The sequence below is a fragment of the Singulisphaera chitinilytica genome (assembly GCF_049331405.1).
In the GTDB taxonomy this organism is placed as follows: domain Bacteria; phylum Planctomycetota; class Planctomycetia; order Isosphaerales; family Isosphaeraceae; genus PoT.
Map to the genome: position 1 here is coordinate 9,071,306 of NZ_CP186274.1, position 14,238 is coordinate 9,085,543.

General features: G+C 66.8%; 11 protein-coding genes. 4 read left to right on the forward strand and 7 right to left on the reverse strand.

The features are described from left to right. The first annotated feature begins 97 nt into the window (after nucleotides 1-97). Both rplI and dnaB read left to right on the forward strand, forming a co-directional pair. Nucleotides 98-742 carry a 50S ribosomal protein L9 gene (gene rplI, locus ACOYYX_RS35275; RefSeq protein WP_422927343.1) on the forward strand — a complete coding sequence of 215 codons (645 nt, stop codon included), beginning with the start codon at nucleotides 98-100 and terminating at the stop codon, nucleotides 740-742. A gap of 374 nt (nucleotides 743-1,116) precedes the next feature. Next, nucleotides 1,117-2,556 (forward strand): replicative DNA helicase, encoded by a 1,440-nt coding sequence (gene dnaB, locus ACOYYX_RS35280; protein WP_422927344.1) that lies wholly within the window; start codon nucleotides 1,117-1,119, stop codon nucleotides 2,554-2,556. 37 nt (nucleotides 2,557-2,593) lie between these two features. On the opposite strand, the gene ACOYYX_RS35285 is transcribed toward dnaB, so the two are convergent. Both ACOYYX_RS35285 and ACOYYX_RS35290 read right to left on the reverse strand, forming a co-directional pair. Continuing rightward, nucleotides 2,594-3,193 (reverse strand): HD domain-containing protein, encoded by a 600-nt coding sequence (locus ACOYYX_RS35285; protein ID WP_422927345.1) that lies wholly within the window; start codon nucleotides 3,191-3,193, stop codon nucleotides 2,594-2,596. A gap of 11 nt (nucleotides 3,194-3,204) precedes the next feature. After that, entirely contained in the window at nucleotides 3,205-4,032 is an 828-nt protein-coding gene (locus ACOYYX_RS35290) for an alpha/beta fold hydrolase (protein WP_422927346.1), read from the reverse strand. Between the two features lie 534 nt (nucleotides 4,033-4,566). Between ACOYYX_RS35290 and ACOYYX_RS35295 the strand changes: the two genes are divergently transcribed. Continuing rightward, nucleotides 4,567-7,605, forward strand: a complete 3,039-nt coding sequence (locus ACOYYX_RS35295) for a sigma 54-interacting transcriptional regulator (protein WP_422927347.1) — start codon at nucleotides 4,567-4,569, stop codon at nucleotides 7,603-7,605. 6 nt (nucleotides 7,606-7,611) lie between these two features. On the opposite strand, the gene ACOYYX_RS35300 is transcribed toward ACOYYX_RS35295, so the two are convergent. The 5 genes from ACOYYX_RS35300 to ACOYYX_RS35320 form a co-directional block, all read right to left on the reverse strand. Next, nucleotides 7,612-8,610 (reverse strand): sugar-binding transcriptional regulator, encoded by a 999-nt coding sequence (locus ACOYYX_RS35300; protein WP_422927348.1) that lies wholly within the window; start codon nucleotides 8,608-8,610, stop codon nucleotides 7,612-7,614. Nucleotides 8,611-8,659: 49 nt separating this feature from the next. After that, on the reverse strand, nucleotides 8,660-9,565 hold the full coding sequence (locus tag ACOYYX_RS35305) for a DUF6263 family protein (RefSeq protein WP_422927349.1): 906 nt from the start codon (nucleotides 9,563-9,565) through the stop codon (nucleotides 8,660-8,662). A gap of 121 nt (nucleotides 9,566-9,686) precedes the next feature. Next, nucleotides 9,687-10,334 (reverse strand): lysostaphin resistance A-like protein, encoded by a 648-nt coding sequence (locus ACOYYX_RS35310; protein WP_422927350.1) that lies wholly within the window; start codon nucleotides 10,332-10,334, stop codon nucleotides 9,687-9,689. A gap of 95 nt (nucleotides 10,335-10,429) precedes the next feature. After that, nucleotides 10,430-10,918, reverse strand: a complete 489-nt coding sequence (gene ybaK / locus ACOYYX_RS35315) for a Cys-tRNA(Pro) deacylase (protein ID WP_422927351.1) — start codon at nucleotides 10,916-10,918, stop codon at nucleotides 10,430-10,432. A 201-nt stretch (nucleotides 10,919-11,119) separates the two neighbouring features. Then, the gene (locus tag ACOYYX_RS35320) at nucleotides 11,120-12,622 is read right to left on the reverse strand and encodes an MATE family efflux transporter (protein WP_422927352.1); all 1,503 of its coding nucleotides are present in this window, start codon (nucleotides 12,620-12,622) and stop codon (nucleotides 11,120-11,122) included. Nucleotides 12,623-13,101: 479 nt separating this feature from the next. Here ACOYYX_RS35320 and ACOYYX_RS35325 point away from each other — a divergent pair, with 479 nt between their 5' ends. Beyond that, nucleotides 13,102-14,232 carry a serine hydrolase domain-containing protein gene (locus tag ACOYYX_RS35325; protein WP_422927353.1) on the forward strand — a complete coding sequence of 377 codons (1,131 nt, stop codon included), beginning with the start codon at nucleotides 13,102-13,104 and terminating at the stop codon, nucleotides 14,230-14,232. Nucleotides 14,233-14,238: the final 6 nt, after the last annotated feature.

Consider the following 14,238-nt stretch of genomic DNA (forward strand, 5'->3'; position numbering starts at 1 on the left):
TCGACATTCGAGACGAGGCTTTTGGTTTTTCAGGCTCGGCCGAGCGGCGGACATCGACCTTCGCTTCGCGACGCCTCATTTCAGGAGTGAGTACGACATGGCCAAGATGACCGACAAGAAACCGGCCAAGGCCAAGCCGAAGGTCAAGGCCAAGACGTCCAAGGCGAAGCAAAAGACCGAAGCAGCGCCGAAGGTGGCGAATCCGCTGGTCCCGGCCGTCAGGCAGCCCGGCGTCGAGCGACGCAGGAACCACCCGACGCGGTCGAAAGACGGCCAGATGCAGATCCTTCTGACCCACTCGGTCCCGCACGTCGGCCAGCCCGGCGACCTCGTGAAGGTCCGCCCCGGCTTCGCCCGCAACTATCTGCTGCCCCAAGGGCTCGCCACCTTCGCGACCCCGCACAACCTGCGGATCGTCGAGAAGCACCGCCAGCGCCTCCGCGAGCTCGAGGAGGCCCGCCGCGCCGACCTGGTGAACCTGGCCGCCCAGATCGCCCAGCGCTCGATCACGATCGAGGCGAACGCCAACGCCGAGGGCCACCTCTACGGCTCGGTCAACGCCGAACAGATCGCCGGCGCCCTCCGCTCCGACAACTTCCCGATCGACACCGATCACGTGAAGATCGAAGGCCCGCTCAAGGAGCTCGGCCTCTACACCATCAAGCTGCACCTCGGCCAGGACGTCACCACCGAGGTCAAGCTGTGGGTCGTCCCGACCCACACCGAGGAAGGGACCGCCTGAGCCCAGGCCTCCTTCGCCCCGGATCTCCGGCCCGCAGATCGATCGGCCGCCCGCACAGCAAGGTGCGGGCGACGCTCGACACAACGCCTCGTCACCGGCCCTTTTCGGCCGGAGGCGAGGCGATTCCATTCCACTCGCCCCGCATCTTCGGCACGCGCACCCCTCGAATTCGCCGCTTTTTTTGATGGGCAAGGCCCGGGATTGCCGATACGATTGTACAGATCGGCCGCCCTCCCGGGTGAGCGTACCCCCGTCGATTCTCGACGCCCCTTCGCGAGAGAGGGGCGGCTCGGCAGGGCCGGTCGCTCGTCGGGAATAGGGCAATCTTTGCCCGAGGACAGGGGTCGTCGAGTCGCACGGAGCCGCGCCGGAACATGCCTCCCCACTCCAATTACAACGGCAACGGAAATAGCAACGGGAATGGCCAGGGGCCCGGCCGGTCGTCCAAGGGCGGCGGGCAGACGCCGCTGACCGACCGCCTGCCGCCGCAGAACATCAAGGCCGAGCAGGGGGTGATCGCGGCGGCCCTGCTCGACAACGAGGTGCTGCACGACGTCGTCTCCCTGCTCAAGGTGGACGACTTCTACCGCGAGACGCACCAGGCCATCTACCGGGTGATCCGCGACCAGTACGACGAAGGCAAGGCGATCGACGTCATCACCTTGTCGGACGAGCTGAGCCGTCGCGGCGAGTTCGAGTCGATCGGGGGGCACGAGGCCCTCGTCGAGATCCTCGGCAGCGTCGCCCACGCGGCCAACGCCAAGTATCACGCCACCATCGTCCGCGAGAAGTCGGTCCAGCGCCGGCTGATCGAGTCGGCCAACGAGATCCTCCGCGACGGCTACTCCGACACGTTCACGGCCGAGGACCTGCTGGAAAAAGCCGAGCGGCTCGTCTTCAGCATCGCCGACGACCAGACGCAAGGCGACACCGTCGAGCTGAGCTCCGTCGTCCAGGACGCGATGGACCGGATCATCGCCCGGTCCGAGTCGAGGCAGCCGGTCACGGGGACGGGGACCGGGTACATCGACCTCGACGACATGACCGGCGGGTTCCAGCAAGGTCAGCTCATCATCGTTGCCGCCCGCCCCTCGATGGGTAAGACGGCCTTCGCGCTGAACATTTGCGAACATGCCGCCCTGGCACTCAAGGTCCCCGTGCTGTTCGTCAGCCTCGAAATGGGGCAGGTCGAGCTGGCCGAGCGGCTCCTCTGCGCCCGGTCGAGGGTCGACGGCCACAAGATCCGCACGGGGCAGAACCTCGCGCATCGCGACCTGACGCAGTTGAGCAACAGCTTCAACGAGCTGCGGGAGTCGCCGCTGTTCATCGACGACACCCCCTCGCGCAACATGCTCCAGATCACGGCCAACTCGCGGCGGCTCAAGAGCCGGGCGGACCTCGGCCTGATCGTGCTCGACTACATCCAGCTCGTCGACAGCGACGAGTCTCGCGACAGCCGGCAGGAGCAGATCGCCAAGATCAGCCGCCGGCTCAAGACCCTCGCCCGCGAGATGAAGGTGCCGGTCATCGCGCTCTCGCAGCTCAACCGTGCGGTCGAGAACCGCGAGGATCGCCGCCCCCGCATGGCCGACCTTCGCGAGTCGGGTGCCATCGAGCAGGACGCCGACATGGTCCTGCTCCTCCACCGCCCCGAATACTACGACCCCAACGACCAGCCGGGCGTCGCCGAGTTGATCGTCGCCAAGAATCGTAACGGCGCCACCGGCACGGTGAAGCTCTCGTTCCTGAGGAACATCATGCGGTTCGAGAACCTCGCCGCCATCTCCGAGCCGATCGACGCGGGCTCGTTCTGAGGCCGGTTGGGGACGGATAAGGCCCTGGCGGCTCGGCTCAACCCGGAGGGGTCGAGCCGAGGGTCTCGAGGATCATGCGGCACTCGGACGCCAGGCGGTCGAGCCGGTCGTCGCCGCCGACGTAACGCTCGAGGGCGCTCCGATAGTACCAGAGCACGTCGTCACGCCCGGCATTGAAGAGCGACCAGACGGGGCGCCCTTCCTGCAGGTCGAGTCGCATGCTCGTGAGGTTGTGGAGCTTGTCGGCGAGGGCCACGGCCCTCGCCGAGGCCGGGGCTTTTTCAAGCTCGGCGAGATGGTCGCGCTTGCGGTTGATCCAGGGGCGCCTGTGCCCTGTCTCGTCGTTCTTGACCTCGGAGCAGGCCCGGACGGTGCGGGCGACCTCGGCGCCGAACGCGACCTCGACCTCCGCGATGGAGGTCTCGGTATCCTCCACGATGTCGTGGAGCAGTCCGGCGATGACGACCTCCTCGGAGAACCCGAGTCGGTCGAGTATCAGAGCGACCCCGACGACGTGCTGGACGTAAGGAGTCTTGCTCCCTTTGCGGCACTGCCCCTCGTGGCGCGCCGCCGCCCACCGCAGGGCGCGCTCGAGGGGCAGGCTCATCAGGTTGCCGGGCGTCGGGCCCGGCCCCATTTCCGCCGTCATCAGCAGTGCGAGTGCCGGACCGAACGCAGGAAGCCGCGGATCTTCTGCGAGATCTCGGCCCGGTGCGTTAGGAAGCCCACATGCCCCGCGCCTTCGATGGCCTCATAGCGGGCGCCCGCGATGGACGCCGCCAGGGCCTTCTGCCGCGAGGTTGGCACGATGACGTCGCGGGTCCCCGCCAGGATCATGGTCGGGACGTCGATGCTCCAGAGCCGATCCGAGACGTCGAACGAGCCGAGCAGGCCGATCCGCTGGGCCATCACGCTCTGGTCGGTCTCCCAGCAGCGCTCGACCACGAACTCGGACAGGGCGCTCGACTCCGGCTTGCCGCCGTGGAGCAGGTTGAAGAACTGATTCACGAAGCCGTTATCGCTCGGCAGGGGGAACCGCTCGAGGACGCGCCGGGCGATCTTGGCACCCAAGTTCACGCGGAACTTGGCCTCGACCCCCTGGAGGACCAGCGCACCGAGCCGGCCCGGCTGCGATGCCGCCAACTCCAGAGCCACCGCGCCACCGAACGAGACGCCGAAGACGGTCGGCAATTCCAGGCCCATCTGATCCAGGAGCAGGCCGAGGTCGTGGGCCAGGTCGCCCATATCCTGCGCGGCGGGCGCACCGCTCGGGAAGCGGTCGCCCCGGAGTCCCGGCACGATCACATGGTAATGACGGGCCAACCGCGTCGCGAGCGGCGCCACGAGCTTCCACCCACCCGCCAGGCCGGGGATCAGCACGAGAGGCTCACCTTCGCCCCACTCGACCACGTCGACCCACTCGCCGCTAATTCGCGCCTGACGCTGTCGGCCTTCGTGAGCATAGGGTGACAACAACCAATCGGTCCGCCGTCGCGCCGCTATCCGCATGAACCCATCCCCCTATAGCCGGCCCAAAACCAAGAGGCTCATCACCAAGTTGCCGGTTCGATGGGTTCTTACAAACGCATCTCGCGTACCTAACCTCCAAATGGTGCGGAAAACTCAAGGTTCTTAACGGAATCCCTCGCATGTCACCTCAGATCGACCACAAATCGCCGTCGCAAACTGACGAAACCTCGTCAATGACTCCATTAACCGCGCAATTCAGGCAAGAATTAACGAGATTTCGATGGCCTTATACTTTATCTATTTTACCCGTTTACCCTGAACCCTTGTTTTCGAGAACATTTCGAGTGGATTTCAGCCAATTCACGGCATCACCCGAAATGACGACGATTTCGTTAACGAAACCGCGTCAATTTCGACGAACGACGACCATCATATCGAGATTTCGTTAGCGAAAACCTTGCATTTCACCCTCGATGCGATAGCCTTGGAGGAGCTTCACCTTCGCTTCGCACCAGTGCATGCTATCGATATCGAGCCCTCATGGATGCTCGCCCTTCCACCCATCGTTTCGACCCCGAGACCCTGACGGGGTATCCCTCGGATCACGTCCCCTTGCGCAGCAGTCAGTCCCAGATGCAGAGGCGTCGGCTCCTGCTGACCGGCTCGGCGCTGGTGGTCCTGTTCTACTCCGTGGCGGTCCTCTTCCTCGTGGCGTGGATGGGGGATATCGGCGTCCGTTGCTTCTTCAACCTGGACGTGAAAGAGAGGATCCCCGAGGGCTACGTCTGGCAAGGGGGCCAGCCCCAGCCCGGGGATACGCTGCTCTCCATCGGCACGGTCCGGATGACCAACTACACCGATTACATCCGGGCCTTGCGCGGCTTCGGCAACCAGATGGATAAGTGGGTCGAGGTCCGGTGGAGGGACAAGGATGACAGGGAGAAGACGGCGCAGGTGCAGGTCCGCTACCGGCCGCTCGCCACGTACGTCTGGTCCCTGATCTGGTTCGTGCAGGAGGCGTTGATCTTCGCGGTGGGGGCCAGGGTCTTCTGGAAGCGTCCGAACGACGACTCGGCGAGCATCTTCTTCCTGCTCTGCATCATGACCGTCGGCGCCTATATGGGGGGGTACCACTGGACCGAGATCGTCGTCGAGCCGCTCCTGATCTACCCGTTCGCGGCGTTCGCGATCTTCGTCCCGGTGGTGAACCTGCACTTCTACTTCGTCTTCCCTCGGCACAACCCGATCTATGAGGCCCATCGTCGCAAGATCCTGGGGGTGCTCTACGGGTTCCCTCTCGCCTACCTCGGCGTGCTCTGGGTCTGGATGCTCCGCTCGCGATGGCTCGGCCTGCACTCCAAGGGGGAGCACGTCCAGTCGGCGCTCCAGGTGGTCCGGGGGCTGTGCCTCGGCTATATCGGCGTGGCGGTGGTGCTGTTCGGGCTCTGCCTCTGGTGCATGGTCGACAGCTTCCGCAACGCCAGGACGCGGAACGAGCGCAAGCAGGTCCAGTGGATCCTGCTGGCGACGGTCCTCTCGGTCTTCCTGATCGCCTACCTGCTGGGCCAGGTCTGGTCCGACACCGCCACGCTCGGGCGCGACAGCGCGGCCTGGCCGATGTTCGGCGTCTCGCTGCTGTACACCCTGGCGTACGCCTGGAGCATCACGCGATACAAGCTGATGCTGATGGAAGAGATCATCAACCGCCGGGGCGTGTATTTCGCGATCACGCTGGCGGCGGGGCTCTTCTATTCGTGCGTCCTGCTGTTCGGCGGGGCGGTCATCGGCGACCAGCTCTTCTCGGCCGGCCAGACCTGGCGCGGGGCGCTCTTCGCCGTGGTGGCGGTCGTGCTGTTCCTGGTCCTCTCCGAGGTCATCCGCGAGCGGTATCAGAAGGCCATCGACCGCCGGTTCCACCGCGAGAAGTACCAGTTCGACCAGGCGATGCGGAAGATGCGCGTGGCGGTCGACAGCCTGGTCGATCGCGAGACGCTCGGGAATCGCCTGCTCGAGGCCGCGGCCGACGTCCTGCGGCTGGAGTGGGGGGCGATCTACATCGGCGACGAGCCCGACGGCCCGCTCCACCTCGTCGCGAGCCAGGGGGCCGCGCCCGACGAGACCATGCTCCGCGGCGACAACCCGCTCGTCGAGCGCCTCAGGCAGAGCGCCTCGATCCGACTGCCGCACGCGATGTCGCTCACCGGAGTCTCGGACCCGGCCACCGACGCCATGATCGCCCTCGGCGGCGAGGCCGCCACCGCCCTCGAGGCCGACGACGAACTCGTGGGCCTGCTCGTGCTCGGCCCCAAGCGGAGCGGCATGCCTTATGAGGATGAAGAGATCTCATTCCTCAGCGCCCTCAGCTCGGTCGCGACCCTGACGCTCCACTCGGCCGGGATCCAGCAGACCCTCGAGACCTTGAACCGGGAGCTGCGCGACAAGGTCGACAAGATCGCCGAGCAGCAGCGCCGGATCCTGATCCTCCAGGACCAGCTCACCGACCAGGGGGAGTCGCCGAGACGCCCGCCGCCCTCGGTCCGCCCGGAGGTCTTCGACCAGATCAAGGGGTCGGGGCCGGAGGTCCGGCGGATGATCGACGTCGCCCGCAAGGTCGCGGCGAGCCCCTCCGCCGTCCTGATCCGGGGCGAGAGCGGCACCGGCAAGGAGCTCCTGGCCGAGGCGATCCACGCCGCGAGCCCCAGGGCGAGCCGGTCGTTCGTCAAGGTCCACTGCGCGGCGCTGTCTCAGAGCCTGCTCGAGAGCGAGCTGTTCGGCCACGTCAAAGGGGCCTTCACGGGGGCCGACCGCGACCGCGTCGGCCGGTTCGAGCAGGCCAACGGCGGGACCCTCTTCCTCGACGAGATCGGGGACATCAACCTCGAGGTGCAGACGAAGCTGCTCCGCGTCCTGCAGGAGATGTCGTTCGAGCGCGTGGGGAGCTCGCAATCGCTGTCGGTCGACGTCCGGATCCTGGCGGCGACGCACCAGGACCTCGAAGGTCTCATCCGCGCCGGGAAGTTCCGCGAGGATTTGTATTACCGGCTCAACGTCATCAGCCTGCGGACCCCCTCGCTCCGCGAGCGGAAGGATGACATCTTCGAGCTGGCGGTCCACTTCCTCGGCCAGCACGCGAGGCGGATCGGCAAGACGGTCACGCACCTCGACGAGGAGGCGGTCGAGGCCCTCGTCGCCTTCGACTGGCCTGGGAACATCCGCGAGCTCGAGAACGTCATCGAGCGAGCGGTCGTCCTGGCCGAAGGCCCCGCCGTGACCCGCGACGACCTCCCCCCCGAGGTCCGCCAGCCCCCCGCCAGGCGCAAGCTCCGGGCCACGGTCAAGGCGACGACGGCCGGGGCGTCCCGGGGCAAGTCCTCGTCCGTCGGCTCCGGCTGGACCGAGCCCGCCTCCGCCCCGAGGGGCTCCGACGAGGGCTGGGACTCCGAGTACGTCGCCTTCGAGCGCCAGCGGCTCGTCGACGCGATGGAGGAGGCCCACGGCAACAAGAGCGAGGCCGCCCGGCTCCTGGGAATGCCCCGGAGTACGCTCTGCAGCAAGCTCAAGAAGCACGGGCTGCTCTGATCCGACTCAGGCCCGGTCGGACTGCGGCCCGACGGGGTCGGGGAGCGAGGCGGGGGCCTCGTGCTTCAGGAGGGAGTTGGCCCCCCCTTCGTCGATGACGATCGTGTTCAAGAGGCCCCCCCGGATCGCGGCGAGGGCGGCCTCGGCGCGGTCGGAGCCGGTGACGACGGCCACGCGCTTGGGGATGACCCGCAGGCGGTCGAGCTCGAGGCTGATCACGCGTCGTTGATAAGGAGTTGAACACTCCTTGCCGTCGGCGTCGTAGAAGCGGCCGAGGATCTCGCCCACCGCGCCGGCGAGGCGCAGGGTCTCGATGTCGGAGGGGGAGAGGACGTTCCGCTCGAGGAAGACCGAGTTCTCCAGGGATCCCACGCCGACGAAGGCGAGGTCGGAGTGGGCGAAGCTCTCCATGACCCGCCGGATCTGCGCGAGGCCGAGGAGCTTCTCGACGGTGTCCGGGTCGGGGAGGATCGCGGGGCTGTTCAGGGCGAGGAAGGCCCCTTGCCAGCGATGGGCGAGGGTCCTGGCCAGCTCCACGGCGTCATAAGGGCCGGTGCTGGAGTCGATGTTGCCCATCGCCTGGGCCATCGTGAGGCCGCGGACCCCCTCGGCGGGCTTCATGTGCTCGATGAGGGCCTGCAAGGTCCGGCCGCCGGCGATGGCCACGACGCTGGTCGACTTCAGCCAGGCCGAGACGACGGGGGCGGCGAAGTAGCCGGTCGCCTGGCGAAGGTCCTTGATCTTGAGCCCGGCGACGGAGCGGATCACCACCGAGTCGACCCCGAGCTCGTCCCTGAGCCGGCGCTCGAGCTCGGGGTTGCGGGGGTCGTAGTCGGAGATCGTGATCCGGACGAGCCCCCGCTCGCGCGCGATCGCCAGCATCCTCGAGACCTTCGCCTGCGAGACGTTGACGAACCGGCCGATCTCCGCCTGGGGGAGGCCGTCCTGGTAGTACAGGCGCGCCGCCAGGATGAGCTGGTCGTCGCTGTACGGCGGCTTGCTCATTGTGCCCGGGACCTCAGGGATCGGGCCGGGGTCGACCGGGCTTGGGTGTTCATTTCGTGCCTTCGGGGACGAGCTTCATGCCGACCGTGCGGTCGGTGAGCTGGGAGTACTCATTGTCCTGAATCTTGCCGACCTGCTCGAGCTTCTCATTGAGGGTCGAGACGGCGAGCTTGCCGTTGGCGTTGTCGAAGGTCATCTCCCCCTTCACGGCCTGCGTCTTGAGGGTGAAGGGGGGATCCTCGCCCGGCGTCGGCTTCATGGTGAACGTGGCGTCGACGCCGATCTTGGCGATACCCTGGGGGGACTCGCCATTGTAGCGGAAGGTCTTCGCCAGCGTCATCGAGCCGGTGGGGGGGCTCGGGATTTCGACCTTCTGCTCCCAGGTCTTCCCCTCGGCCACGTCCTCCTTGGGGACGATCAGGCCGGCCTGGGTGATCATCATCTTGAGCCCCTCCTCGGAGAAGATCTCCGTCGAGCCCCCCGCCGCGCCGCCGAGCTCCTTGAGGATCTTCGTGATGTTCGCGGGGATCTTGACGTCGGTCAGCTCGCCGGTCGGGGCCATCTTGAACGGGAAGGGGGAGCCGACCAGGACCTTGAAGAGATTCTTGAGCGGGTTGACCGGGGCCTTCTCGTCCTTGGAGTCGAACTCGAGGTTCAAGGCGGGGGAGTCGATCTTGATGCGGACCCGGTTGATCGTGTGGGTGAGATCCGCAACCCCCTGGGGGTCGACCGACTTGACGGCCCAGGTGATGTCGACCGTCTGGGTGAGGGTCAGCTTGCTGACCTCGGCCCCGCCGGTGCTGACGGTGGTGATCGTCTTCTCGGTCATCTCGTAGTTGAGGGCCTCGCCGGCCTTGAGCTTCCAGCGCAGGCTCGCCGCCCGTGCGTCGGCGGAGGCGAGCGCGAGAACCAACGACAGACCCAAGCCCCAGGCCGTCCTCGTCCTGAACCCCATCGGTCGACTCCTCCGAGATGCCGGCGTGCCCGAACTCCTTATGTTCAGGTCACCTCCGTGCCCCGCGCCAGCATATCCGGTGCGGGCGGTCCTGGCAAAGCCACTCGGATCCCGATCCCGGTCACGCATGGAGGTCGGCCTCGTCGGCTCCGGCGTCGCGATCGGGTCGGCCCCGGAGCAAGAGGCAGAGCGCGACGAAGTCGTAGAGCGCGTGCGCCACCATCACCGCGAGCAGGTTGCCGCTGTAGATCCAGACGACCCCGAGATACGCCCCCAGGAACCCGGCGACGAGGATGTACGTCACGGTGATCGGGTGCAGCAGGCCGAAGATCGTCGCCGTGAGCCCCAGCGCCGTCCACCTGTTGAACCCGCCCTCGAGCGTCCCCTGGAGGAAGCCGCGGAAGAGCAACTCCTCGCCGATCCCGGCCGCGAGGGAGAGCAGGACGAAGTCGGAGATGGGGCGGTCGCGGAGCAGGGGGGCGATCGCCCTGTCGAAGATCCGCACGATCCTGCCGAGGGGCCCGATCGGCCAGCGGACCGCCACGAAGAGGAAGAGGAGCATCGGCACCGTCGCCAGGACACCGAAGACGGCCCCTCGCCAGTCCCAGTCGAACCTGGCGAACGGATCCTCCTCGAAGACCTCGCCGAGCATCAGGGCCAGCGGCGCGAGCGCGGCCTCGAAGAGCACGGCCGCCACGAGGATCATCTGCCGCTCCTCGGGGGTCCGCTCCTCGTCGCCGTCGGACTCCACCTCATCGTCGATCGCCAAGATCCATCTCTCCCCTCGATTCGACCCGAGGACTCGAAGGCCCCGGTCCATGACCGGACACGCGTCGAGTACTCGCTGACTTCAAACGCGCCCGGTCACGAATCCTTGTCCTTGGCGATGCCCGCCACCCTGGCCTTCGTGATCCTGAGGTAGTCCTCGGGGGCGAGGATCACCTGCAACCCTCGGGTCCCCGCGGAGATCGAGATCCGGTCGAACAGCTCGATCGTCTCGTCGGCGAAGACGGGAAACGCCTTCTTGCAGCCGATCGCCGTCACGCCGCCCCTGATATATCCCGTGAGGGGCTCGACCTCTTTCAGGGAGACGGTGTCGACCTTCTTGTCGCCGGTGGCCTTGGCCAGGCTCTTGAGGTCGAGCGAGGCGTTCCCCGGCACGACAGCGAGGCAGACGCCGTGCTTGTCCCCGCGGGCCACGAGCGTCTTGAAGACCTGCTCGGCCGGCATGCCCACCTTGAGCGCGACCGACTCCGCGGCCAGGTCGTCGGGGTCGACCTCGTACTCGCGGAGCTCGAAGCGGATCCCGGCCTGTTCCAGGAGCCGAACGGCATTCGTCTTGGAGATCGCCAAAGGGGGATCCTCGCACGCAACGACCCCGGGCCGTCGACACCGCACGACACGACGCTGTCACGATCCCGGGCTGATAGGATACGACGCCCCGGCCGGTTCGCCAACTCGGGCGCGTCCCGTTGAGCTCGGCACGAATGGGCGAGGGCCGGCGGATCGGCGTCCGTCGGCCCTCGTGGCGGTGTTGGAGTTAGCGCGTCGGGATCAATGGACGGGGGCGAGCGGAGGCCCTTCGCCGTCGGCCGACGGGGCCGCCTCGATGACGCGCATCGTCTTCCACTTCCCGGATCGGAACCGGAAGACGAAGCAGACGGCCATCGCCAGGATATAGGCCGTGGCGAAGCCCCAGGCCCAGTTGATGTTCCCCTTCGACTGCACGAGGAAGTAGGTCGGGATCACCATGATCGGCCAGGCCAGGGTGAACGTCAGCAGGGAGACGAACCGCGTATCCCCCGCACCTCGCAGGGCGAACGAGAAGACGGTGTTGAGCGCGTCGGCCAGCGAATAGACCGCCGCACACGCCAGGAGCGAGGGGACGATCCGGGCGATCTCGGCGAACTCCTTGGGGTCTCGGTTCCCCTCGAAGAGGCTCACGAGCGTCCCGGGGATGAGGACATACGCCGAGGCCACGATGCACATGTAGCCGAAGGTCCAGCGCAACCCGGTATAAGCCGTGCGCTCGGCCAGGTCCGGCCTCGAGGCCCCGAGCCGCTGGCCGACCAAGATCGACACCGCCTGCCCGAGCCCCATCATGGGCAGGAACGCGACCATGTTGAGCCGGGAGGTCAGCGTGGTCGCCCCCATCACCGCGTCGCCGAGGCCGCCGACGAGCTGCACGAAGACGTTGAAGACGAGGACGTCGAGGAAGACCTGCGCCCCCGCCGGGCCGCCATACTTCATGAGCCGGCCGAAGAGGGCCCGCTCGGGCCTCCAGCCGGCGAGCGTGCTGTACTGGCGGCGGAACCCGGGGCTGAGGAAGAGGGCCAGGGCCACGATCGCCGACATCCACGAGCCCGCGACCGTCGCCATCCCGGCCCCCGCGATGCCGAGCTCAGGAAAGCCGAGCTTGCCAAAGATCAAGGGGAGCGCCAGCAGCACATTCGTCGCCGTCCCCGCCGTCTCGATCACGAGGACCGTCCAGGTCCGGCCCACGCCCGAGAAGAACCCGTTGACCGACGCCATGATCAGCATCGGCAGCGCGGCGAAGCAGAGGCAACGCAGGTACGTGACCTCCAAGGCCTGCGCGGCCGCCGTATGCCCGCCGATCCCGATGATCATCGGCACGACCGGATACAGCAGCAGGATCAGCAGTCCGGCGATGATCGAGAAATAAATCCCCTGCCAGACCGCCGGGCCGACGCGCTCGGACCGCCCCGCGCCGGTGTACTGCGCGACGAAGGTGGAGACGTACCCGGCCGTCACCTGGAGCAGGCCGAAGAGCTGCCAGAACCACATCACCGCCGGGAACGAGGCGGCCATCTCCCCCGGGTCGTGCCACGAGAGCAGCACGGTATCGAGGAAGACCTGGACCGTCATGAACCCCTGGCTCACCACGAGGGGGAAGGCCAGGTGGATCAGCTCCCGGCTCCCGCCGGCCCCGGATAAGTCGGGGGTCGCTTCGGGGTCGGAGGATGCCCCGGCGGGGGCGTCGTGCGAGCGCGTCGGGCCGGCAACCTCGGCTTCGTCCATGACTTCGCGAATGCTCATAACTCCTCCTTCGACAAGGTTACCGACCGCCCCTTTTGCGTCGGGGACGCGCTTTGAGGTCTCGGTCGATGTGTGATCCGGCGGAGAAGAAAGGACGGGCGTCCCTCGTCGGCCAGTCGGCGCGAAGTCTCCGAGATTCTCGCGTTGCTACAGAGGGCGGAAGGCCCCGAGAGGTTCGACCCCTTCTTCAAGATCGGATCCCCGGGCGAACCGCGGCCGATCAATCCTGGTCGATCGGCGCCTCGCGTTTTCGACAGCGTGCGTGTCGGCTCGCGGAACTTCCGCCCGCGCTCCGCGGATCCTAACGGAGGTTTCATCTCGACAAGATCAAGGCCCCGCGAGCCACTAGACTCCTCGGGGCGATGGGCGACTCCTTGTAGTCCCGAAGACTCAAGGAATAACGGATATGGCTCCATCCTTTAAGGGAACTTTGCCGCGTTGGCCTTTTTGAGGGTTTGACCCGAGAAGGAGTATCCCCCTTGATACCGTTGTGGTTGATCGACCTGTCGTTCGTCCTCGCGACGGCCTCTCCCGCGTGCCAGGCGTCGCCCTTGCAGACAGACGCGAAGACGGCGGAGGTCATCGCGCGGCTCGAAGAAGGCCTGCCGCAACTGATGCGGGAAGCCAAGGTACCAGGCCTGGCGATCGCCCTGATCCGAGACGGCCAGGTCGCCTGGCATCACGGCTTCGGGGTCAAGAACAGCCAGACCAGGGAGCCGGTGGATGACGCGACGGTCTTCGAAGCCGCCTCCCTCAGCAAGCCCGTCTTCGCCTACGCCGTCTTGAAGCTGGTGGACGAGGGCAAGTTCGACCTCGACCGGCCGCTCAACCGGTACCTGCCGGGCAAGTACGACGTCGGCGACGACGCTCGCCTGGGCCAGATCACGGCTCGCCGCGTCTTGAGCCATACGTCCGGGTTCCCGAACTGGCGCAGCGATGACGGCTTGAAGATCCATTTCACGCCGGGCGAGCGGTTCAGCTACTCCGGCGAAGGGTTCGTCTATCTCGCCAGGGTCATCGAGCACGTCACCGGGAAGACGTTCGACGACTTCATGAAGCGTTCGGTCTTCGACCCGCTCGGCATGACGAGCAGCAGCTACATCTGGCGCCCGGAGTACGACCGGACGAAGGCGTCCGGCCACGACGCGAAGGGGAATCCGATCGGCCAGAACAAGCCGCCGGCGGACGAGCTCGAATCCAGCAACGCGGCGTCCAGCCTGCAGACGACGGCGCAGGACTACGGGCGTTTCGTCGCCGCGATCCTCAAGGGCACGGATTTGAAGCCGGAAACGCACAAGCTGATGTTAACGCCCCAGGCTCAGGTCCGCGAAGGGGGCCACATCTCGATCGACCGCCCCGCCGCCAGGCCTGTGCCCGGGGTCTCCTGGGGACTCGGCTGGGGCCTGCAGACGATCACGGATGGGCAGGCCTTCTGGCACTGGGGGGACAACGGCGATTTCAAGGCCTTCGTCATCGCCTCCGAGGGGCCGAAGCTCGGCGTGGTGTACTTCGCCAACAGTGCCAATGGCCTCAAGATCGCGCGAGACATCGTCGCCGAGGCCGTGGGCGGCGCCCAGCCGGGGCTCGATTGGCTCAATATCAAGCGGTGAAGCTCG

What these genes read in the sequence shown, in the direction of transcription:
- rplI (WP_422927343.1), top strand. Translation starts at nt 98, where the DNA reads ATGGCCAAGATGACCGACAAGAAACCGGCCAAGGCCAAGCCGAAGGTC.
- dnaB (WP_422927344.1), top strand. Translation starts at nt 1,117, where the DNA reads ATGCCTCCCCACTCCAATTACAACGGCAACGGAAATAGCAACGGGAAT.
- ACOYYX_RS35285 (WP_422927345.1), bottom strand. Translation starts at nt 3,193, where the DNA reads ATGGGGCCGGGCCCGACGCCCGGCAACCTGATGAGCCTGCCCCTCGAG.
- ACOYYX_RS35295 (WP_422927347.1), top strand. Translation starts at nt 4,567, where the DNA reads ATGGATGCTCGCCCTTCCACCCATCGTTTCGACCCCGAGACCCTGACG.
- ACOYYX_RS35300 (WP_422927348.1), bottom strand. Translation starts at nt 8,610, where the DNA reads ATGAGCAAGCCGCCGTACAGCGACGACCAGCTCATCCTGGCGGCGCGC.
- ACOYYX_RS35305 (WP_422927349.1), bottom strand. Translation starts at nt 9,565, where the DNA reads ATGGGGTTCAGGACGAGGACGGCCTGGGGCTTGGGTCTGTCGTTGGTT.
- ACOYYX_RS35320 (WP_422927352.1), bottom strand. Translation starts at nt 12,622, where the DNA reads ATGAGCATTCGCGAAGTCATGGACGAAGCCGAGGTTGCCGGCCCGACG.